Raw genomic sequence first — 20550 nt, 5'->3', positions numbered from 1 at the left:
ACTCCTGTGTAGCGGATCGATGGCTTACGGCCATTCTGCACAGTACGGCTGAGGGATTTCTCCAGAGTGTCCGCTTTGTTTCGGGCTTGTTACAGCGCCCGGAGCGCATCGGTAGGCTGGGGAGGTGACGGATGCAGCGAACATGTACCCCGGTGAGCGACTCGGACTCCCGGACTCAGGATCTCGGAGCATCGGCCGCATCGGGCGTCGAATCGGAGCCCTCTTGATCGACTACACCGCCGCGACGATCATCGCGACCGGCTTCCTCGGCTTCAACCAGTTCGCGCTTCCGACCGAGGCCGGACTCACGCAGTTCGCCCCGCTGCTCGTCTTCGCGCTGCTGCAGGTGGTCTTCATCCCCGTCGTTGGCGGCAGCCCTGGCCATCGCATCGTGGGCCTGCGTCTCGTGCGGATGGACGGCGGATGGATCGGGGTGTGGCGCCCCATCGTGCGCACTCTGCTGCTGATCGTCGTGATTCCGGCTGTCATCTGGGACGCCGACCAGCGCGGCCTGCACGACAAGGCCGTCGGCACGGTCCTGATCCGCGCCTGACGTCGTCTGGCGATCAGGCCTTGCCGCGGTTGCGGCGACGGGCTTCTCGCGGCGCTCGTCCGCCCAGGAACGAGCGCGCGGGGTCCACGGTGTATCCGCGTCGCAGCGCTTCTCGGCCGATGAGCATGCGGAAGCCCATCTCGTCACGGTTGCTTAGAGTGACCTCGGCCAGCACCTCGCGGTCGACGAGGCGGATCAGCAGCATGACGACCAAGCGCTCCTGGGCATGGCCCGACGAGCTGCGTACGGCGCGTCTATCGTGCACGGGGGTCTCGACCACCACCGTGTCCTCCTGGCTGTCCTGCCAGGGCTTGACGCGGAATCTCACCCAGGACTCGCCCTCGCGGTCGAACTCCTGGATGTCGAATGCGTGCAGCGACGATGTGCGCGCGCCGGTGTCGATCTTGGCTTTGATCCAGTCGACGCCGAGATCGGGCAACGCAACCCATTCTCGCCACCCTGTAAGAGTGTTTGAATGGGATGTCTTAGTCACCCGACCATCCTGGCAGGAATTCTCCGTGAAGATCGCAGTGCTCTCCCGTGCGCCTCAGGCGTACTCCACCCAGCGACTGCGTGCGGCTGCCCTCCAGCGCGGCCACAACGTCAAGGTGCTCAACACCCTGCGCTTCGCGATCGACCTCACCGCAGATGAACCGGACCTGCACTACCGCGGCAGACAGCTCAGCGACTATGACGCCATCCTGCCGCGCATCGGCAACTCGATCACCTACTTTGGCACCGCCGTGGTGCGCCAGTTCGAGCAGATGGACGTGTACACGCCGAACACGGCGAACGGCATCTCCAGCGCGCGCGACAAGCTCCGCGCCAACCAGATCCTGTCCCGTCACAACATCGCGATGCCGCCGACCGCCTTCGTGCGCAATCGGGCCGACGTGCGCCCGGCGATCGAGCGGGTGGGAGGTGCGCCGGTGGTCATCAAGCTCCTCGAGGGCACGCAGGGGATCGGGGTGATCCTCGCTCCGCAGGTGAAGGTCGCGGAGGCGATCATCGAGACGCTGCACTCCACGAAGCAGAACGTGCTGATCCAGAAGTTCATCGCGGAGAGCCGCGGGCGCGATATCCGCGCACTGGTCGTGGGCGATCGCGTGGTCGCGGCGATGCGACGCTCCGCAGCAGGAGATGAGTTCCGCTCGAATGTGCACCGCGGTGGTTCGGTCGAGGCGATCGAGCTCGATCCGGTGTATGAGCGGGCCGCTGTGCGCTCCGCTCAGATCATGGGTCTGCGTGTCGCCGGCGTCGACATGCTGGAGGGCGACGATGGTCCGCTCGTCATGGAGGTGAACTCCTCGCCGGGGCTCCAGGGCATCGAGACCGCGACGAAGCTCGATGTCGCCGGCGCGATCATCGACTACATCGCGGGGCAGGTGGCATTCCCCGAGATCGACGTGCGGCAGCGCTTGACGGTGTCCACGGGCTACGGCGTGGCGGAGCTGATGGTGCACGGGGCGGTCGACCTCGTGGGCAAGACCCTGGGTGAGGCCGGTCTCTGGGAGCGTGACATCACGGTGCTGACGCTGCACCGTGGCGCCAGCGTGATCCCCAACCCGCGCAAGCACGTCGTGCTCGAGGCCGAGGATCGTCTGTTCTGCTTCGGGAAGCTCGACGAGATGCGCTCGATGATCCCGGAGCGCCGTCGCCGGCGCGCGAAGGTGCGACGTCTCCCGCGGCAGCCGCTCTCGGAGTGACATGACAGAAGCGCGGCCGCACCTCCGAGGAGGGCGGCCGCGCTTCGTCGTCCAGTGCAAACTGCGGGTCAGCGCGGGCGCTGCGCGCGGACCTTCGTCGGGTCGATCCCCTTGGGGATCGGGAGCGAGGAGAGCGACTGGGACACCGACTCGATGCGGCGGATGACAGCAGCGAGAGTGGCCTTGTCGATCGCCTTCGGGAGCTTCTTGATGGTCTTGGCGAGGTCGGCGATGGTCACGTCGTCTTCGCCGTGTCCGACGTAGAGCACCGTCACAGGGACGCCGTTCGCGACGCGCTGCACCTTGCTGCGCTCTTCGTTGACGAGACGGGTGAGACGACCGCGCGCGCCTTCGCCGACGATCACGACGCCGCCGCGACCGACAGTGCGGTAGACCGCCTCCTGGGTCTTCGGGTTGATCCCGACAGGCGTCTCGGAGGCCTGCCAGCGGCGGCCGAGGCTCGTGCTGAGCACGTGGCCGGTGGCTCCGGGCATGCCGTCGATCTTCGAGTACATCGCCGACGTGGAGAGTCGCGTCATGAGGAACATCGCGCCGAGTACGCCGAACATCAGTCCGCTGATGCCCCAGAGGATGAGCGTCCAGATCTGGAACGGAGGGATGAGGTAGCCGGCGATGAGTCCGAGCAGGACGCCGCCGATCAGGATTCCGATCTGTGCCCACGGCAGCCAGGCGTACGCCTCACGGGTGAACCGGAAGAGGGACTTGATCTGGGAGAAGAACCCAGGACGCTTTTCGGGTTCGGGAGCACGCTTTGCCATGCGCACCAGCCTACCGAGTCCGGAGGCCGTGATTGACGGCGTTCGCGTCCAGCGGAGCGTCCTCGGCGTCGGAGGGGTGATCGACGGCTCCTGCACAGGTCGTCGATCGCAGAGGATTCCTGCACATCGGATCGGATCGGCTCCGCACTGCGCTCCGTTCGGCTCTGATGGAGACATGCCAGCCGCCGCCACCGATGTCCCTGCACCCCCGCTCGTCCCGGGGGTGCATCGCGTGATCCGCGTGATCGAGTCGGAGGAGGGTCCGTTCGCCGGGGTTCTGGTCACGCGAGGGGACGCCGTGGCCGTCCGGGTCGATGCGGCGGCTCTGGCCGGCTGGGAAGGATGGCGGTTCGGAGGGTCGGAGCATGTGGCCGGCCCCCTCGATATCGTGCGTCGGGCGCAGGGGCATGACGTGCTGCTTCCCTGGTGCACGGAGCGGGCGTCGACGTTCCTGGGACGCCGCGCGGCGGCTGGCGAGGCTCTGTCACCGGGAGAGTGCAGCACCTTGGTGGTGAGTCTGCTCCGAGCCCTGGCCGAGCTCGGACGCGGCGACGCGGTCGAGGAGACGACCGGCGCCTGGTGGCTGACGGACGAGGGGAGACCCGTCTTCGTGCTGGGTGAGGGGGACGAGGCGCGCGCGGGGGTCGTGCTGCTGGTAGCACAGCTCGGGGAGAGCTGCACCGAGAAGATGCAGAGGCGCCTGCTGGGTGTCGTGGAGGAGGGGCTGCGCACGAACCTCGAGCAGCAGCGTCGTGTGCCATCGCTGCTGCTCGAGAAGTGGGAACGGGAGGTGCTCGAGATCGCCGCGCCGAGGGTCCTCCGGCGTGAAGGGTTCGCGCCGGTTCCCGCGGAGAGTCCCGCGATCGCGGCGTTGCGGGGCGATCGCTCGTCGACGCCTTCGCGTCGAGACGGTCGTGCGACTCTGCGACGGAGCACACCGCAGCGCAGTCGCGAAGACCGCGCGGGACGAGGGGGGCCGTTCTCGGGCGGGGCGGCTTTGGCCGCGGGCATTGCGATGCGGGTCCGCGAGCGCGCGGAGGTGTCTCGTGCTCGGTTCGTTCGTGGGCATGCGGAGGCACGGGCGGCGAAGCGCCGTAGTTCGCTCCGGCCTCGTCGCCGATCGCTGTTCGTGGCGGGAGGGGCGGCGATCGCCGTGCTGCTCATCGGGCTTCTCTGGCCCCGTGGTGCGACCAGCGAGGTGGCCGACGGTGCGACGGATCGGGCCGGGGCGGTTCAGACATCCGATGCAGAGGGAGGGAACGCCCCTGCGTCTGCTCCTCGCGCCGATCCTCGTGGGCGAGAGGCCGACGCGACGCCGTCGCCGTCCGCTGCCGAATCGGCGCCGATCGGGTCGGAAGAGGACCCGGTGAACGCAGCAGCCCGGTTGCTCCGGGAGATCTCGAAGTGCTTCGACATCGGCGACGAGGTGTGCGCCCAGGCCGTCGCGGACGGATCGTCCGACGTGCTTGCATCGCTCGGCGGGGAGGGTGCCCGCGGCGGGGAGGCAACGGATTCCTCGCAGATGGAGCTCGTCGATGAATACGGGGATGCAGCCGTCATCCGGCTGACTCCGGAGCAGCAGGGGAAGGCGGATGTGCGCCGTGGTGCGGATTCGCGAGCCGGACGGGTGCTGGTGCTGGTGCGGATCAACGAAAAATGGCTGGTCCGCGGCGTGTATGACGTCGCGGACCAGCCAGAATGATGGGTCGGATCAGGCGCCGAGCTGTGCGGCGAACTGCGCAGCCTCGAGGCGGGCCTTGACCGCGCCGAGGAAGCGGGCAGCGTCGGCACCGTCGATGATCCGGTGGTCGTACGAGAGCGCGAGGTACACGTACGAGCGGATCGCGATGGCGTCCGAGCCGCCGACCTTCACGAGGCCGGGGCGCTTGACGACCGTGCCAGTGCCGAGGATCGCCGACTGCGGCAGGAACACCACGGGCGTGTCGAACAGCGCGCCACGCGAACCGGTGTTGGTCAGTGTGAACGTGCCGCCCGCGAGCTCGTCGGGCTTCAGCTTGTTGTCGCGCGTGCGCGCCGCCAGGTCGGCGATCTCGTGCGCGATCTGAGCGATGTTCTTCGAGGCGGCATCACGCAGCACGGGCGTGAGCAGACCGCGCTCGGTGTCGACAGCGATCGACACGTTCTCGGTAGCGGGATAGACGATCTGGTCGTCCTTCACCGTCGCGTTGATGATCGGGAACGCCCGCAGCGCCTCCGCCGTGGCCAGAGCGAAGAACGGCAGGAACGAGAGCTTGTCACCCGTCTTCTCCAGGAACGATCCCTTGACGCTGTCGCGGTAGTTCGCGAGATCGGTGACATCGACCTCGACTACCGTGGTCAGCTGAGCCGTCTGCTGCATCGACGCGACCGCCCGCTCGGCGAGCACCTTGCGCAGGCGGGACATCGGCTGGGTCGTGCCGCGCAGCGGAGAGACCTCAAGCGGTGCAGGAGCGGCAGCTGCCGGAGCACCCGCTGCCGGGGCGGCCGTGGCCGTCTCCGCAGCCTTGAGCACGTCTTCCTTGCGGATGCGTCCACCGACACCGGTGCCGGTGACGGAAGCGAGGTCGACACCCTGCTGTGACGCGAGGCGACGAACCAGCGGGGTCACGTACAGGTTGTCGCTCTCGGTCGGCAGTGCCAGTGCGGGAGCGGCGGGTGCCGGGGCAGCAGCCGCGGCCGGAGCGGGAGCGGCAGGTGCGGGGGCCGCGGCGGCGGGTGCCGGAGCCGCGGCGGCGGGTGCCGGAGCCGCAGCGGCGGGTGCCGGAGCCGCAGCGGGAGCAGGTGCCGGAGCCGCAGCGGGAGCCTCTGCCGCGGGAGCGGGCGCTGCCGGGGCGGCACCCGAGCCGACGCGTGCCAGCACAGCGCCGACGGAAACTGTCTCGTCCTCGGCGGCGACGATCTCCTGCAGCACACCGGCGACCGGCGACGGGATCTCGGTGTCGACCTTGTCGGTCGAGATCTCGAGGAGGGCCTCGTCGACGGCGACTGTGTCACCGATCTGCTTGAGCCAGCGGGTCACGGTGCCCTCGGTGACGCTCTCACCGAGTTCCGGGAGGACGATGTCGGTCGCATCGCCAGCGGGCGCGGCGGCCGGAGCAGGCTCAGCGGCGGGTGTGGGTGCTGCCTCGGTGGCGGGTGCAGGTGCTGCCTCGGCGGCGGGTGCGGGGGCTGCTTCTGCGGCAGGCTCAGCAGCGGCCGGAGCATCCGCAGCAGGTGCTGCAGCGCTTCCATCTCCGATGCGGGCCAGCAGGGCGCCGACCTCGACGGTTTCGTCCTCGGCGACGAGGATCTCCTCGATAACGCCGCTGACGGGGGAGGGGATCTCGGTGTCGACCTTGTCGGTCGAGATCTCCAGCAGGCCCTCGTCCGCCTGTACGGTGTCGCCCACCTGCTTGAGCCAGCGGGTGACCGTACCCTCTGTGACGCTCTCACCGAGAGCGGGGAGGATGACGGATGTGCTCATGACGGAGTCTCCTTCAGGAAGTGTGTTGACGCTTGTCTAGCTTAGTGACTCAGGCACCGGTTGGTGCTCAGAGGGCGTGCAGGGGCTTTCCGGCCAGGGCGAGGAAGGCCTCGCCGAGCGCCTCGCTCTGCGTGGGGTGCGCGTGGATCAGCGGCGCGATGTCCTCGGGGTGGGCCTCCCAGGCCACAGCGAGCTGCCCCTCGGTGATGAGCTCGCCGACGCGATCACCCAGAAGGTGGACGCCGATCACAGGGCCATCCTTGAGACGTACGACCTTCACGAGGCCGCCGGTTCCGATGATCTCGCTCTTCCCGTTGCCCGCGAGGTTGTACTCATATGCCGAAACGGCGTCGGCGCCGTGCTCGGCGATCGCCGCGGCTTCGGTGACGCCGACCGAGGCGACCTCCGGGCTCGAGTAGGTCACTTTCGGGATCTGCAGGTCGGGCACGTTCACGGGGGTGAGGCCCGAGATCCGCTCCGCGACGGCGATGCCCTGCTGGAACCCACGGTGCGCGAGCTGCAGGCCGGGAACGATGTCGCCGACGGCCCAGAGGCCGGGGACCCCGGTGCGCAGATCGTCGTCGACCGTCACGAATCCGCGGTCGAGCGTCACTCCGGCCTCCTCGAAACCGAGGTTCGCGGTGACCGGTCCACGTCCGACGGCGACCAGCAGGTAGTCCGCCGAGAACTCCTTGCCGTCTTCGAGCGTGACAGACACAGAGGAGTCGTCCTGGACCGCGCTCTGGAAGCGGACACCGAGGGAGTACTGGATGCCGCGGCGACGGAAGGCACGCTCGAGGCCCTTGCTGAGGGCGATGTCCTCGTTGGGCACGAGGTGCGGGAGCGCCTCGATGATCGTGACCTCGGAGCCGAAGGAACGCCACACACTGGCGAACTCGACGCCGATCACGCCGCCACCGAGGATGAGCACGCGCTCCGGGATGACGTCGAGAGCGAGTGCCTGCTCGCTCGTGATGATCCGTCCGCCGATCTCGAGGCCGGGGAGCGTGCGGCTGTACGACCCGGTCGCCAGCACGACGTCTGTGCCGGTGTAGACGTCGTCGCCGACGCTCACCGTCCGGTCGGCGTTGAGGCGTCCGGTGCCGGCCACGGTGGTGATGCCGCGTGCCTTGACCAGCCCCTCGAGGCCCTTGAACTTCTTCGCGACGATTCCCTCGCGGTACGTGCGGACTCCTACCGGGTCGATGCCGGTGAGCGTCGCCGTGACGCCCACCGATGCGGCATCGCGCACGTGCTCGGCGACCTCCGCCGCGTGCAGCAGCGCCTTCGTCGGGATACAACCGCGGTGCAGGCAGGTGCCGCCGACCTTGTCCTTCTCGATCAGGACGACGGAATTGCCGAGCTCGCTGGCCCGGAGCGCCGCGGCGTATCCGCCGCTGCCGCCGCCGAGGACGACGATGTCGAAGGTGTGTGTGGTCATAGGTCATGCCTCCGTGTGGGATGCGTGGGCGAAGGCGACGATCGATCGGACCATCGCCCCGGTGGGGCCTTTCTCGGTGAAGCCGTAGGGTGCGCTGCCGTGCTCGCCGGATCCGGCGATGTCGAGGTGGACCCAGGGGATGCGCGGTGCGTCATCCGCGTCGGACACCCGCCCGACGAATCGTCGGAGGAAGAGCCCGGCGAAGGAGGCGCCTCCCGCGCGATCACTCATGTTGGCGTTGATGAGGTCGGCGATCGGAGAGTCGAGGCTGTCTTCCATGTACTCAGGCAGCGGCATGTGCCAGGCGAGTTCATCGGCTGAGTGGGCGGCGGCGAGGAACTCGGCGACGGTCTCGTCATCGCCCATCACGCCGGTGTGGCGGTGGCCGAGCGCCAGGATGATCGCTCCGGTCAGGGTGGCGACGTCGATGATCACGTCCGGGTGCTCCCGGCTCGCGGCGACGAGACCGTCGGCGAGCACGAGGCGGCCTTCCGCATCGGTGTTGAGCACCTCGACAGTCGTTCCGTCGAGCATCCGCAGCACATCGCCTGGTCGCGTCGCCCGGCCGGACGGCATGTTGTCCGCGATGCAGAGCCATGCCGTGACGCGGACCGGCAGCCCCAGGGTCGCGATGGCGCGCAGCGCGGCGAGGCTGGTGGCCGCGCCCGCCATGTCGAACTTCATGCCGACCATGGACGCGGCGGGCTTGAGAGACAGTCCACCGGTGTCGAAGGTGATGCCCTTGCCCACCAGGGCGATGTGGCGCGTGGCGTCTGCGGGGGAGTAGTCGAGGCGCACCAGGCGCGGCGGGCGATCGGACCCTTGCCCGACGCCCAGGATTCCACCGAAGCCCTGTTCCGCGAGGGCGATCTCATCCAGGATCTCGACCGTGACATCCAGATCGGCGACGCTGTCGGCCGCGCTCTGTGCCAGCTGCGCGGGGCTCTGCCACTCGGCCGGGACCTGCACGAGGTCCTTGATGAGTGCGACCGCGTCGCCGATGGCCTGGGCGTGCGCTGCGCTCGCGTCGTCCAGCTGCGCGTGCAGGATGACGGCGGATGCGCGCTTCTTGCCGTTTTCCGAGCGATAGCCGTCGAAGCGGTGTCCGCCGAGGACGGCTCCTTCTGCGGCCGCATCCGCGAATGACTCGAGGCCCGGCGCGAGTGCGAGAGACACGGTCTCGAAGCCGGTGAAGACCCGCAGGGCTGCTCCGGCGGCGTTTCGGACGGAGACCGCTGTGGGAGAGGATCCCGCGCCGACGACAGCGAAGGGGATGGACGATACTTCCGGCGCATGCACGCGAGCGAATGTGGACGCCGAGCCGGTGAAGCCGATCCCGGCGAGGATGTCGGCGAGACCCGGATAGCCGTCGAGCGCCGAGGCGGACTCCGAGATGTCGGGGACGACGAGCACTGCGGCATCTGCAGCGCTTCCGGGGAACTGATCGATGGTGTGCGAGAGCACGGGAAGCGTCATGCTTCCATCCTAGGGATCACGACGTCGCGCAGGGCGCGAGCGGTTCTGCGCGTGTTCGCTCTCAGCATGACGCTGCCCACCCTCGTGGGGGGAGCGGCTCGTAGCATTGACATATGCCCTTCTCCGGACCCATCCATGAACGAGTAGCGAACGCGCCCGCGGTGCCGCGCGGGTTGCCCCTGGTGGTGCTGCTGACCGGGTTCACCGACGCGGGCAGTGCCGTCTCCGGCCTCATCGATCACCTGCGCGAGACGACGTCGCCGCAGCCCGTCGTGGTGTTCGACAACGATGTGCTCCTCGACTACCGCGCCCGTCGTCCGGTGATCTCCTTCGATCAGGATCACCTGACGGAGTTCCGCCCGCAGCGGCTCGAACTGTCGCTCGCCACCGATGCGCTCGGACAGCCCTTCCTGCTGCTCGCGGGCTACGAACCGGACTTCGCGTGGAACGCGTTCGCGAGCACGGTGCTGGAGCTGGCCGAGGAGTTCGAGGTCTCCGGCCTCAACTGGGTGCACTCGATCGCGATGCCTGTTCCGCACACGCGCCCGATCGGCACCACCGTCAGCGGGAACCGTCGCGACCTGACCGTGGTCCACTCCGTGTGGCGTCCGCGCACGCAGGTTCCGGCGACAGCCGGCCACCTCCTCGAGTACCGCTTCGCCGAGCGCGGCGAACGTGCCGTGGGTTTCGTGCTGCTTGTTCCGCACTATCTCGCGGAGACCGAGAACCCCGACGCCGTGATCACCGCCGCCGAACGTCTGATGGCCTCGACCGGGCTCGTGCTGGTGCTCGATGCTGTCCAGGAGCGTCGCGACGACTACCTCGCGCGTGTCGACGAGCAGGTGCTCGGCAACGATGAGCTGCAGCAGATGGTGCACAACCTGGAGCGCCGCTACGACGCGTACATGGCAGGCCGCAACCCCGACGATGGCTCGTACGACGAGGGTGGGTTCAGTGAGCGTGACCTTCCCAGCGCCGACGAACTTGCCGCCGAGCTGGAGCGCTACCTTGCGTCCCGGCCTTCCGGTGACGAAGACAAACCAGGGAGAGCGTGACTCGATTCCGGGGAACTTCGCTGGAATGCGCCCGCATCGCCGCACGTGTGCGATACTAGGACTCTGACCCGTTGTCAATCGCTCCTTTTCTGGATCGGACTTGACAAGGGTCTTACTAGTGTCCGAAATGTCCCGGGGCGGTCCGCAGCCCCGTGAAAGGCGAAACGTGACTCCTGCCACGACAAACAAATCCCGGACGACGAAGAAGGCCGCTGACGAGACCGCGGCCGAGGTACCCGTTGAGACGAAGGATGCGGCTGAGAAGCCTGCGCCGCTGAGCGCAGCGAAGCGCGCAGCTGCCAAGCGCGCGCCCGCGAAGAAGAAGAAGGCCGACGACATCGTCGAAGACGATGAGGCGCCGGTCGCCGAGGCGACCGACGAAGAAGACGAAGACAGCAAGCCGAAGTTCACCGAGCCGCTTCCGACCGGTGCGATCGTCATCACGTCGAGCGACGAGGATGACGTTCCCGTCTACTCCGCACAGATCACCGGCGCGACAGCCGACCCGGTCAAGGACTACCTGAAGCAGATCGGTAAGGTCGCTCTGCTGAACGCGGCCGAAGAGGTCGAGCTCGCGATGCGCATCGAGGCAGGCCTTTTCGCCGAGGAGAAGCTGTCGACGATGACTGCCGCCGAGAAGGCCGGCCAGCTCGGTCTCGACCTGCAGTGGGTCGCCCGCGATGGACAGCGCGCCAAGAGCCACCTGCTCGGGGCGAACCTCCGTCTCGTCGTGTCGCTCGCGAAGCGCTACACGGGTCGCGGCATGCAGTTCCTCGACCTCATCCAGGAGGGGAACCTGGGCCTCATCCGTGCGGTCGAGAAGTTCGACTACACCAAGGGATTCAAGTTCTCGACCTACGCGACGTGGTGGATCCGTCAGGCGATCACCCGCGCGATGGCCGACCAGGCGCGCACCATCCGCATCCCGGTGCACATGGTCGAGGTCATCAACAAGCTCGCCCGCGTCCAGCGTCAGATGCTGCAGGACCTGGGTCGCGAACCCACGCCGGAAGAGCTCAGTCGCGAACTCGACATGACGCCCGAGAAGGTCGTCGAGGTGCAGAAGTACGGTCGTGAGCCGATCTCGCTGCACACCCCGCTCGGTGAAGACGGAGACAGCGAGTTCGGTGACCTCATCGAGGACACCGAGGCCGTCGTCCCCGCCGACGCGGTGGGATTCACGATGCTGCAGCGTCAGCTCGAGCAGCTGCTCGACTCGCTCTCCGAGCGCGAGGCCGGCGTGATCCGCATGCGCTTCGGGCTCGGAGACGGTCAGCCGAAGACGCTCGACCAGATCGGCGACACGTTCGGTGTCACGCGTGAGCGCATCCGCCAGATCGAGTCCAAGACGATGGCGAAACTGCGACACCCGAGCCGCTCGCAGTCCCTGCGGGACTACCTCGAATGAGCCAGGCGAACGACGGCAAGGCGCTCGAGGCGAGCGTCGACGGCAAGAGCTACGCGCGCATCCCGCTGCGCACCCGTGTGGTCATGCCCGAGGACGACCTCGACGCGATCATCACGGAGTACGCCAAGGACGCCGTGCAGCCGGGCGACCTGTTGTTCGTGACCGAGAAGATCGTGGCGATCACGCAGGGGCGGTCCTACCGCCTCGACGAGATCAAGCCGCGCAAGCTCGCGCTGTTCCTCTCGAAGTACGTCACCCGCACCCCGTACGGCATCGGGCTCGGAATGCCGGAGACGATGGAGATGGCGCTGCGAGAGTGCGGTACACCGCGCATCCTGTTCGCGTCCGCTGTCGCGGCTGTGACGAAGGCATTCGGTCGTCGTGGTGACTTCTACCGCATCGCCGGTGACAAGGCGCGGGCGATCGACGGCCCGACCAAACACACCATCCCTCCGTACAACGAGGCTGTCGTGCTCGGGCCGAAGGACCCCGACGGCGTCGCCGCACGGCTCAAGTCGCTGATCGGCGGCCAGGCTGAGGTGGCGGTGGTCGACATCAACGACCTCGGCGGAAACATCCTCGGATCGACGCTCGACAAGGACGGCGAGCGTCGCCTGGTCAGGATCCTCGGAGACAACCCTCTCGGTCAGGGCCTCGAGTCGACGCCTCTCGGCATCGTCCGCGTGATCTGACGCGTCCACTGCAGAGAAGAAGGCCCCGGATGCGGATCATCCGGGGCCTTCTTCGTCGGTGTCAGAAGCCGATGACCTCGCGGTAGCGCGGCTTGTGCCCTGTACGGATGCCGGTGACGCTCGGCTTGTTCTCGTACACGCCCGCGCCCCAGTTGCCCTCGACCAGCACCGGGCCGTCGGGGGATACGACGATGTCCCATCCCACATACTGCACCTGCGGGACGACGCGGGCGACCTGATCGATGAACGCGCGGACCTCGTCCATGTAGGGGAGCTGGAAGTCGGCGATCGGGAACCCGGTGTCGGGGTGCTTCTCGTGCACGTGGCCATGAGAGTCGTATCCGGCGCCCACGGCGCGGCCGTTCTCATCGAGCATCGTGTAGAAGCCGCCGAAGGTCATCTGGTCGCTGACGGCGCCGCGTCCGAACTTCTGGGCCATCGCCAGGATGTGCGCCTTCTCGCCGTCGAAGAAAGCCGTGATGCGCGTGGTGTTGACGGTTCCGGGGCAGACCGCGGCGAGGGCGTCGTGCTGCCGGATGACCTCTTCGATCAGCAGCTCGCCGCGAGCGAGGAGTCCGCGGTGGAAGTCGTCCCAGTCCTCGACGTCGGCCGCGTGGTAGCGGTGTACCCCCGTTCCGGCCTGCCCGACCGGCTCTTTGGTTACGATCGTCCCGAGGCGCTGTGCGAACTCACGCACGGCATCGGCGTTGCCCTCCTCGACGACCATCCACTCGCGGTGCAGGTGCGCTGAGAACTGCTTGTCGAACTCCACCTTGTCCTGGAAGATCCAGCGGAAGTCCGGGTGATCGTAGCGCTGCGAGAGCTGGTTGGACACCGGGTGGGTCATGTAGGTCTCACGCTCAGCGCGCGTGAGCATCGCGAAGTCGTAGTCGATGTAGTCCTGGAAGCCGACGTTGTGGCGCGCTGCGGACCAGAGCATGTCGACGACGATGGCCGGCACCGCCTTGTGGTGCTGCTCGGAGGCCTCTTTGGCGCGCTCCACGACCGATCCGACATCGATGCGACGTGCCCGTCCGATCAGATAGCGGATGCGGGGCGCGAGGGAAAGACGTGACATTGTGCTCCGAAGGTTGGGGATCCCCTCCAGTCTACGGGGGCTTCGCAGGGAACCTGAGCGCACGGAAGCTAGGGTGGAAGACGTGTCCGACACGACTTCCAGCGCCCGAACGCACGCGGTGATCTCACGGTCCGCACTCGCGGCGGCAGCGGATTCCGCTGTTCAGCGCGGAGGAACGGTCGCCGATCTTCGTCGAGATGCGTGGGGTCACGGTGTCCTCGCCGTCGCGCACGCCGTGACAGCGGCCGGAGCCGGCCGGGTGCTGGTCGACTCCGCCGGTGAGATCGATGCACTCGCCCTGGAGGGAATCGTCGGATCCACCGACGCCGTCGCCGACATCGACCCCTTCCTGCTGTACGGTCTGCCCGTACGGGGAGAGTCGGCCCCCGTCCGTCCCGTGATGAGGCTGACGGGGAAAGTGCTCTCCACCAAGCGCCTGCGCGCCGGTGACGCGGTTTCCTACGGCTACACCCACCGTGCCCCGGTGGACACGAACGTCGCGCTCGTCACGGGCGGATACGCGCAGGGGATCGTGCGAGCTCTCGGTAATCGTGCGCACGTCGAGATCGACGGCGAGCAGCGCCCCATCATCGGTCGAGTCGCCATGGACGTGTGCGTCGTCGATCTCCAGGGCGCGGATGCTCCCGTCGGTACGGAAGTCACCTTCTTCGGCGGGGAGGGCCCTGCCGCACACAGCCTGTCGCACTGGGCAGAGGTGACCGGACTGTCCGCCGCGGAGCTCCTCACGGTCGCCGGCGCACACGCGATCAGGGAGTGGGAAGCATGAGTCGTCCTGAGCTGCGCATCAGCGCGCCCCTGCTCCGCCGGAATCTCGCCGCCGTGCGGGAGCGGATCGCACCCTCGACGCTCATGCTGGTCGTCAAGGACGACGCCTACGGGCACGGGCTGCCGTGGGTCGTCGAGACGGCGGACGCCGCCGGCGTCGAGTGGTTCGGCAGCTACGACGTGCGCAGCGCGCTCGATGTGCGCCGCGTCGCGGGCGGGGTGGCGCGGGTGTTCGCCTGGGCCACGTCGACGGACGCCGAGATCGACGATGCCCTCGTGCAGAGCATCGATCTGGGCGTCGGCACCGCGGAGTACCTGCGTCGGATCATCGCGCGTGCCGCGGCGCTCGGAGTCGTGGCGCGGGTGCACCTCAAGATCGATACGGGGCTGCATCGCAACGGCGTGTTGCGCGAGGACTGGGACGGCGTGGTCGCCGATGCTCGTGCGGCCGAGAGAGCAGGACTGCTGGAGCTCGTCGGAGTCTGGAGTCACATCGCCGAGGCCAGCGACGCCGAGGATGACGAGGCCCAGGCCGCGTTCCTGGACGCTGTGCGCGTGGTGGGCGAGAGCGGGCCGATTCCCGCGGTGCAGCACCTGACCGCATCCGCGGCCTCGTGGTGGCGCCCGGAGTTGCGGGGCACTCTGTCGCGGATCGGCGCCTTCTGCTACGGCGTGCGTTCCGCGGACGGCCCGGAGCTCGACGGCATCCGTCCGATCGCCGCGCTCGTCGCATCCGTGAGCGCGGTCTCCGAGGGAGATGCGGTCATCGGCATCGGCAGCTTCGACGGCCTGCCCTCGACGATCGCAGGAGCGCCGGTGGGGACGCCGGAAGGGGCGCGTGAGCTTCGTCGGATCGATCACACGACGTCGGTCGTGCAGGGCTGGCCCGGAATGGCCATCGGCGATGAGGTGCACCTGTTCGGTGCGGGCGATCACGGTGAGGTCAGTGCGACGACTCTCGCGGAGCGTATCGACACGGTCGGCGAGGAGATTCTCACTCGCCTCAGCGTCCGTGTGCGACGGGTCGTCGTCGACTGATGTCGGGCGGCGACCCGTCGTCGGTCATCCGTGAGGCGGATGACGTCGGAGGGATCCGCTGAGCGGATCGGGCTTCAGACCGCGTCGGCCAGTCGAGCGGTCTCGTCGTGCCAGCTGGTCGCGATGGTGCGGAGCTTCTCTTCGTACTTGCGGCCGTGGTGGGCACAGAAGAGGAGCTCGGAACCGTTGACCTCGGCTGCGATGTACGCCTGAGCGCCGCAGGAGTCGCAACGGTCTGCTGCGGTCAAGCGGAACTCGACGGTAGAGGTCTCACGTTCGGTTGTTGCGTTCATCTCGGTGCCTCCTCGGGTGTCGGGTTCGCTGTGGAGCGTGCTCAATACAACCACGGGGATGCTGGGCACATGCCCGGATCACGGTGTGTTTCGCTCAGCGCGTACGAGAAGGCCCCGGATAGGCGGCTGCCGGGGAGTGTCGGCGGGGTGTGGAGGCTCCACGAGAATAGACTCGGAGATTGTGACCGCCGAGTATTCCGCCCATCATCTCCAGGTGCTCGAAGGACTCGAAGCCGTCCGCAAGCGGCCCGGTATGTACATCGGGTCGAACGGATCGCCCGGGCTCATGCATTGCCTCTGGGAGATCATCGATAACGCCGTCGACGAGGCGGTCGCCGGCAACGGCAAGAAGATCGACATCATCCTGCACTCCGACGGCAGCGTGGAGGTGCACGACCGCGGTCGCGGCATCCCCGTCGACGTCGAGCCGCGTACCGGGTTGACCGGCGTCGAGGTGGTCTTCACCAAGCTGCACGCCGGTGGGAAATTCGGCGGCGGGTCCTACGCCGCATCCGGCGGACTGCACGGTGTGGGGGCCTCCGTCGTGAACGCCCTCTCCGAGCGCCTCGATGTCGAGGTCGATCGTGGAGGCAAGACCTACGCGATGTCGTTCCACCGCGGTGAGCCTGGCCGCTTCGCCGACTCGGGGGAGAAGCGCCCGGATGCGCCCTTCGCCCCCTTCGAGGACGGCAGCGAGCTCCGGATCGCCGGCAAGGCGCCATGGGGCGTGACCGGAACGCGCGTGCGCTACTGGGCCGACCGACAGATCTTCACGAAGGACGCCGCCTTCCAACTCGGCGAGCTGGAGAACCGCGCACGTCAGACCGCCTTCCTCGTTCCGGGACTCGAGATCGTGATCCGTGACAACCGGGCCGAGGAGCCGATCGAAACCTCGTATCGCTACGAAGGCGGGATCTCCGAGTTCGTCGACTACCTCGCGAACGACCCGCCCGTGACCGACAACTGGCGCATCCAAGGAGAGGGCACCTTCAAGGAGACCGTCCCCGTCCTGCAGGCTGACGGCCACATGATCGCGACCGAGGTCGAGCGCGTCTGCCAGGTCGATATCGCCCTGCGGTGGGGGACCGGCTACGAGACGACCATCCGCTCGTTCGTCAACATCATCGCGACTCCCAAGGGAGGAACGCATCAGCAGGGTTTCGAGCAGGAGATGCTCAAGGTGCTGCGGGCGCAGGTCGAGCAGAACGCCCGTCGTCTCAAAGTCGGGAACGACAAGCTCGAGAAGGACGACGTCCTGGCCGGCCTCACCGCCGTGCTCACCGTGAACGTCCCCGAACCGCAGTTCGAGGGGCAGACGAAGGAAGTGCTCGGCACGCCCGCCGTGCGCCAGATCGTTGCCCAGGTCATCCGCAAGGATCTCGGACTCCGCTTCAGCTCGACCAAACGCGATGACAAGAGCCAGACCACCCAACTGCTGGACAAGATCGTCGCGGAGATGAAGGCGCGCGTCTCAGCGCGCGCACACAAGGAGACTCAGCGCCGCAAGAACGCGCTCGAGTCCTCCACCCTTCCCACGAAGCTCGTCGACTGTCGCACGAACGAGGTGGAGCGCAGCGAGCTGTTCATCGTCGAGGGCGACTCCGCGCTCGGCACCGCCAAGAACGCGCGCAACAGCGAGTTCCAGGCGCTGCTGCCCATCCGCGGCAAGATCCTCAACGTGCAGAAGGCGTCGATCGGCGACATGCTCTCGAACGCCGAATGCGCCTCGATCATCCAGGTGATCGGCGCCGGGTCCGGCCGCTCGTTCGACATCGATGCGGCTCGCTACGGCAAGGTGATCCTGATGAGCGATGCCGACGTCGACGGCGCCCACATCCGGACTCTGCTCCTCACGCTGTTCTTCCGCTACATGCGTCCGCTTATCGAGCACGGCCGGGTGTTCGCCGCCGTTCCTCCGCTGCATCGGGTGATCGTGATGAACCCGGGCTCGAAGCCGAACGAGACGATCTACACGTACAGCGAGCAGGAGATGCACGCGCTGCTGACCAAGCTCCGCAAAGCCGGAAAGCGTTGGCACGAGCCGATCCAGCGGTACAAGGGTCTGGGCGAGATGGATGCCGAGCAGCTCGCGACCACCACGATGGACCGCTCGGGTCGTCTGCTGCGCCGCGTACGGATGGAAGACGCCGAGGCCGCCGGCCGCGTGTTCGAGCTCCTGATGGGCAACGAGGTCGCCCCGCGTCGGGAGTTCATCATCGACTCGTCCGACCGACTGTCGCGCGAGTCCATCGACGCCTGACCGCCTCCCCTCAGCGAAGAAGGCGGGCTTCCCTCGGCGAATCCGAGGGAGGCCCGCCTTCTTCGCGAGGTCAGGCGAGGGTGCGGCCGATGCTGCCGATCACCCCGTCGATCGGCTGACCGGACGCATCACGGCGCGCGCCGGGCTCCGGCAGCTTGCGGACGGCACCCGTGGGGTCGACGGCCTGCGCGGGGTTCGGTCCCACCCACGCGACCGTGAGACGATCCTCGCCCTTCAGGAAGGCGTGGGCGCGCACTCCACCGGTCGCGCGTCCCTTGGCGGGATACTCCGCGAAGGCGGTGACCTTGGCGCGACCGGGCTCGGTGCCGGGGAGGATCCCCTCGGTGCCGGAGACAGTGGCGACGACTGCTTCCGCGTCTGCCTCCACGACTCCGAAGAACAGCACCGCGGCGCCCGTGCCGAGCTTGATGCCCGCCATGCCGCCGGCGGGAGCACCCTGCGGGCGGACCATCGATGCGGAAAAGTGGAGGAGCTGTGCATCGGTCGTGACGAACACGAGCTCGGCATCGTCCGGAGCCTCTGCTGCTCCGACGACCGCGTCGCCGGACTTCATCGCGATGACCTCGATCTCGGGGCGCACGGGGAGGGCGGAGGGGATGATCCTCTTCACGGTTCCCTGGGCGGTGCCAAGAGCGATCGGAGTGTCGCTGTCGAACTGCACGACGCCCAGGATCCGCTCGCCGCGTGCCGTGATGCCCAGGTAGTCCTTGAGGGGTGTACCGGCGGCGAGTTGCACCGACGTGGACGGCACCGAGGGCAGGTCGACCGGGGAGAACCGCACGACGCGCCCTGCACTGGTGAGGGCGCCCAGCTCAGCACGGACCGTGGTTGCGAGGGTCGTCAGGATCGCGTCGTGCTTGCTGCGACGCGCGGGAACAGTGAGCTCCTGACCCTCGCTCAGATCGACACGCACGGCGCGGCCCGTGGTGGAGAGCACGAGCACGGTCGGGGCGTCGGCGATCTGGAGATCGACGGCGCCCTTGGTCGCGCGCGGCTTGGGCGGCGCGGCGTTCATCAGCAGCGTGCGGCGCGGGGTGCCGTAGGCATCTGCGGCCGCGTCGAGCTCGGCGGCGACCGCGGCGCGGAGCAGCGCCGGGCTGGCGAGCAGTTCACGGAGCGCGGCGATCTCGGCCTGGAGCGCATCGCGCTCCGCCTCGAGTTCGATGCGGGAGAACTTCGTGAGCCGGCGCAGGCGCAGCTCGAGGATGTACTCCGCCTGCAGCTCGCTGAGGTCGAAGACAGAGCGCAAGCGCGAGCGCGCCTGTTCCGAGTCGTCCGAGGAGCGGATGACCTGGATGACCTCGTCGATGTCGAGGATCGCGATGAGCAGTCCCTCGACGAGGTGCAGTCGCTCCTCACGTCGCGCGAGACGGTAGCGGCTGCGTCGGGTGATGACCTCGAGGCGGTGCGCCACGTAGACGCTCAGCAGCTCCTTGAGGCCCAGCGTGCGGGGCTGGCCATCGACGAGAGCCACGTTGTTGATGCTGAAGGAGTCCTCCAGCGGCGTCAGCCGGTACAGCTGTTCCAGCACGGCATTGGGGTCGAAGCCGGTCTTGATGCCGATCGCGACCCGCAGCCCGTGATTGCGGTCGGTGAGATCGGTGACATCACTGATGCCTTGCAGCTTCTTGGACTGCACGGCGTCGCGGATCTTCTCGATCAGGCGCTCGGGGCCGACCATGTAGGGCAGCTCGGAGACCACGATGCCGGTGCGGCGCGGTCCCAGCGGCTCGATCGAGACCTTGCCGCGCACCTTGAGAGCGCCGCGGCCGTTGGCGTAGGCGTCCTTGACCCCGTCGAGGCCCATGATCACGCCGCCGGCCGGGAAGTCCGGGCCCGGCACGAACTCCATGAGCTCTTCCGTGGTCGCGTCGGGGTTCTCAAGCAGGTGGGTGGCAGCGGCGACGACCTCGATGAGGTTGTGCGGAGCCATGTTCGTGGCCATCCCGACGGCGATGCCGCTCGCACCGTTGACGAGCAGGTTGGGGAACGCGGCGGGGAGCACGGCGGGCTGCTGGAACTGTCCGTCGTAGTTCGGGATGAAGTCGACGACGTCTTCGTCGAGGTTCTCCGTCAGCGCCAGCGCGGCGGCCGCAAGGCGGGCCTCGGTGTAGCGCGCGGCAGCGGGACCGTCGTCGAGCGAGCCGAAGTTGCCGTGCCCGTCGACGAGGGGCACGCGCAGCGCCCATTCCTGGGCCAGACGCACGAGCGCGTCGTAGATGGCCGTGTCGCCGTGTGGGTGGAGCTTTCCCATCACCTCGCCCACGACGCGGGCACTCTTGACATGACCGCGATCGGGGCGCAGGCCCATCTCCGCCATCTGGTAGAGGATGCGTCGCTGCACGGGCTTGAGGCCGTCGCGCGCGTCGGGCAGCGCGCGCGAGTAGATGACCGAATACGCGTACTCGAGGAACGAGCCCTGCATCTCGGTGGACAGATCGATGTCCTGGATGCGCTCCTCGACGGGCTCGGGCGGCGGAGTTTTCGGCATGGACTTCCTG

Annotated in this window: 17 protein-coding genes; 9 read left to right on the top strand and 8 right to left on the bottom strand. The window is 67.9% G+C overall.

What is annotated here, in order from left to right; all coding sequences use genetic code 11:
- Window positions 1-142 precede the first annotated feature (142 nt).
- Window positions 143-553, top strand: coding sequence for an RDD family protein (locus KZC51_RS12340; protein WP_281732092.1), 411 nt, complete (start codon window positions 143-145; stop codon window positions 551-553).
- Between the two features lie 13 nt (window positions 554-566).
- Here the strand turns inward: KZC51_RS12340 and KZC51_RS12335 are convergent, their stop codons facing one another.
- On the bottom strand, window positions 567-1046 hold the full coding sequence (locus KZC51_RS12335) for an ATP-dependent zinc protease family protein (protein WP_308194300.1): 480 nt from the start codon (window positions 1044-1046) through the stop codon (window positions 567-569).
- A 25-nt stretch (window positions 1047-1071) separates the two neighbouring features.
- On the opposite strand from KZC51_RS12335, the gene KZC51_RS12330 reads away from it, so the two are divergent.
- Window positions 1072-2259 carry a RimK family alpha-L-glutamate ligase gene (locus KZC51_RS12330; protein ID WP_247630245.1) on the top strand — a complete coding sequence of 396 codons (1188 nt, stop codon included), beginning with the start codon at window positions 1072-1074 and terminating at the stop codon, window positions 2257-2259.
- A 68-nt stretch (window positions 2260-2327) separates the two neighbouring features.
- Here KZC51_RS12330 and KZC51_RS12325 read toward each other — a convergent pair whose 3' ends face one another.
- Window positions 2328-3038: a DUF4191 family protein gene (locus tag KZC51_RS12325; protein WP_247630244.1), complete on the bottom strand. Its 711-nt coding sequence runs from the start codon at window positions 3036-3038 to the stop codon at window positions 2328-2330.
- A gap of 175 nt (window positions 3039-3213) precedes the next feature.
- Here KZC51_RS12325 and KZC51_RS12320 point away from each other — a divergent pair, with 175 nt between their 5' ends.
- The gene (locus KZC51_RS12320; protein WP_247630243.1) at window positions 3214-4740 is read left to right on the top strand and encodes a hypothetical protein; all 1527 of its coding nucleotides are present in this window, start codon (window positions 3214-3216) and stop codon (window positions 4738-4740) included.
- 9 nt (window positions 4741-4749) lie between these two features.
- Here KZC51_RS12320 and sucB read toward each other — a convergent pair whose 3' ends face one another.
- The 3 genes from sucB to KZC51_RS12305 form a co-directional block, all read right to left on the bottom strand.
- Window positions 4750-6501 (bottom strand): 2-oxoglutarate dehydrogenase, E2 component, dihydrolipoamide succinyltransferase, encoded by a 1752-nt coding sequence (gene sucB, locus KZC51_RS12315; protein WP_247630242.1) that lies wholly within the window; start codon window positions 6499-6501, stop codon window positions 4750-4752.
- Window positions 6502-6568: 67 nt separating this feature from the next.
- On the bottom strand, window positions 6569-7942 hold the full coding sequence (gene lpdA / locus KZC51_RS12310; protein ID WP_247630241.1) for a dihydrolipoyl dehydrogenase: 1374 nt from the start codon (window positions 7940-7942) through the stop codon (window positions 6569-6571).
- 3 nt (window positions 7943-7945) lie between these two features.
- Window positions 7946-9418, bottom strand: a complete 1473-nt coding sequence (locus tag KZC51_RS12305; protein ID WP_247630240.1) for a leucyl aminopeptidase — start codon at window positions 9416-9418, stop codon at window positions 7946-7948.
- A gap of 113 nt (window positions 9419-9531) precedes the next feature.
- Here KZC51_RS12305 and KZC51_RS12300 point away from each other — a divergent pair, with 113 nt between their 5' ends.
- The 3 genes from KZC51_RS12300 to KZC51_RS12290 all read left to right on the top strand — a co-directional run bounded on the left by KZC51_RS12300 (window position 9532) and on the right by KZC51_RS12290 (window position 12573).
- The gene (locus KZC51_RS12300) at window positions 9532-10473 is read left to right on the top strand and encodes a PAC2 family protein (protein ID WP_247630239.1); all 942 of its coding nucleotides are present in this window, start codon (window positions 9532-9534) and stop codon (window positions 10471-10473) included.
- A gap of 127 nt (window positions 10474-10600) precedes the next feature.
- Window positions 10601-11881: an RNA polymerase sigma factor gene (locus KZC51_RS12295; protein ID WP_281732091.1), complete on the top strand. Its 1281-nt coding sequence runs from the start codon at window positions 10601-10603 to the stop codon at window positions 11879-11881.
- Window positions 11878-12573, top strand: coding sequence for a coenzyme F420-0:L-glutamate ligase (locus KZC51_RS12290; protein ID WP_247630237.1), 696 nt, complete (start codon window positions 11878-11880; stop codon window positions 12571-12573). The genes KZC51_RS12295 and KZC51_RS12290 overlap by 4 nt, the downstream gene beginning before the upstream one ends.
- Before the next feature lie 61 nt (window positions 12574-12634).
- Here KZC51_RS12290 and KZC51_RS12285 read toward each other — a convergent pair whose 3' ends face one another.
- Window positions 12635-13651 carry a sugar-transfer associated ATP-grasp domain-containing protein gene (locus KZC51_RS12285; protein ID WP_247630236.1) on the bottom strand — a complete coding sequence of 339 codons (1017 nt, stop codon included), beginning with the start codon at window positions 13649-13651 and terminating at the stop codon, window positions 12635-12637.
- Between the two features lie 82 nt (window positions 13652-13733).
- On the opposite strand from KZC51_RS12285, the gene KZC51_RS17875 reads away from it, so the two are divergent.
- Both KZC51_RS17875 and KZC51_RS12275 read left to right on the top strand, forming a co-directional pair.
- On the top strand, window positions 13734-14438 hold the full coding sequence (locus KZC51_RS17875; RefSeq protein WP_247630235.1) for an alanine racemase: 705 nt from the start codon (window positions 13734-13736) through the stop codon (window positions 14436-14438).
- Complete coding sequence (locus tag KZC51_RS12275; protein ID WP_247630234.1) at window positions 14435-15475, top strand: alanine racemase; 1041 nt, start codon at window positions 14435-14437, stop codon at window positions 15473-15475. The genes KZC51_RS17875 and KZC51_RS12275 overlap by 4 nt, the downstream gene beginning before the upstream one ends.
- Before the next feature lie 74 nt (window positions 15476-15549).
- On the opposite strand, the gene KZC51_RS12270 is transcribed toward KZC51_RS12275, so the two are convergent.
- On the bottom strand, window positions 15550-15768 hold the full coding sequence (locus KZC51_RS12270) for a DUF7455 domain-containing protein (protein WP_247630233.1): 219 nt from the start codon (window positions 15766-15768) through the stop codon (window positions 15550-15552).
- 181 nt (window positions 15769-15949) lie between these two features.
- Here KZC51_RS12270 and KZC51_RS12265 point away from each other — a divergent pair, with 181 nt between their 5' ends.
- Window positions 15950-18028: a DNA gyrase/topoisomerase IV subunit B gene (locus KZC51_RS12265; RefSeq protein WP_372491778.1), complete on the top strand. Its 2079-nt coding sequence runs from the start codon at window positions 15950-15952 to the stop codon at window positions 18026-18028.
- 70 nt (window positions 18029-18098) lie between these two features.
- Here KZC51_RS12265 and KZC51_RS12260 read toward each other — a convergent pair whose 3' ends face one another.
- On the bottom strand, window positions 18099-20540 hold the full coding sequence (locus KZC51_RS12260) for a DNA gyrase/topoisomerase IV subunit A (RefSeq protein WP_247630232.1): 2442 nt from the start codon (window positions 20538-20540) through the stop codon (window positions 18099-18101).
- Between the last annotated feature and the right edge of the window lie 10 nt (window positions 20541-20550).

The organism is Microbacterium croceum, assembly GCF_023091245.1.
GTDB lineage: Bacteria > Actinomycetota > Actinomycetes > Actinomycetales > Microbacteriaceae > Microbacterium > Microbacterium croceum.
Note: the sequence above shows the minus strand (reverse complement) of the source record. Positions and strands in the feature narration are given on the sequence as shown.

What these genes read in the sequence shown, in the direction of transcription:
- KZC51_RS12285 (WP_247630236.1), bottom strand. Translation starts at nt 13,651, where the DNA reads ATGTCACGTCTTTCCCTCGCGCCCCGCATCCGCTATCTGATCGGACGG.
- KZC51_RS12260 (WP_247630232.1), bottom strand. Translation starts at nt 20,540, where the DNA reads ATGCCGAAAACTCCGCCGCCCGAGCCCGTCGAGGAGCGCATCCAGGAC.
- KZC51_RS12325 (WP_247630244.1), bottom strand. Translation starts at nt 3,038, where the DNA reads ATGGCAAAGCGTGCTCCCGAACCCGAAAAGCGTCCTGGGTTCTTCTCC.
- KZC51_RS12340 (WP_281732092.1), top strand. Translation starts at nt 143, where the DNA reads ATGTACCCCGGTGAGCGACTCGGACTCCCGGACTCAGGATCTCGGAGC.
- KZC51_RS12320 (WP_247630243.1), top strand. Translation starts at nt 3,214, where the DNA reads ATGCCAGCCGCCGCCACCGATGTCCCTGCACCCCCGCTCGTCCCGGGG.
- KZC51_RS12305 (WP_247630240.1), bottom strand. Translation starts at nt 9,418, where the DNA reads ATGACGCTTCCCGTGCTCTCGCACACCATCGATCAGTTCCCCGGAAGC.
- KZC51_RS12270 (WP_247630233.1), bottom strand. Translation starts at nt 15,768, where the DNA reads ATGAACGCAACAACCGAACGTGAGACCTCTACCGTCGAGTTCCGCTTG.
- lpdA (WP_247630241.1), bottom strand. Translation starts at nt 7,942, where the DNA reads ATGACCACACACACCTTCGACATCGTCGTCCTCGGCGGCGGCAGCGGC.
- KZC51_RS12295 (WP_281732091.1), top strand. Translation starts at nt 10,601, where the DNA reads ATGTCCCGGGGCGGTCCGCAGCCCCGTGAAAGGCGAAACGTGACTCCT.
- KZC51_RS12300 (WP_247630239.1), top strand. Translation starts at nt 9,532, where the DNA reads ATGCCCTTCTCCGGACCCATCCATGAACGAGTAGCGAACGCGCCCGCG.
- KZC51_RS12275 (WP_247630234.1), top strand. Translation starts at nt 14,435, where the DNA reads ATGAGTCGTCCTGAGCTGCGCATCAGCGCGCCCCTGCTCCGCCGGAAT.
- sucB (WP_247630242.1), bottom strand. Translation starts at nt 6,501, where the DNA reads ATGAGCACATCCGTCATCCTCCCCGCTCTCGGTGAGAGCGTCACAGAG.
- KZC51_RS12290 (WP_247630237.1), top strand. Translation starts at nt 11,878, where the DNA reads ATGAGCCAGGCGAACGACGGCAAGGCGCTCGAGGCGAGCGTCGACGGC.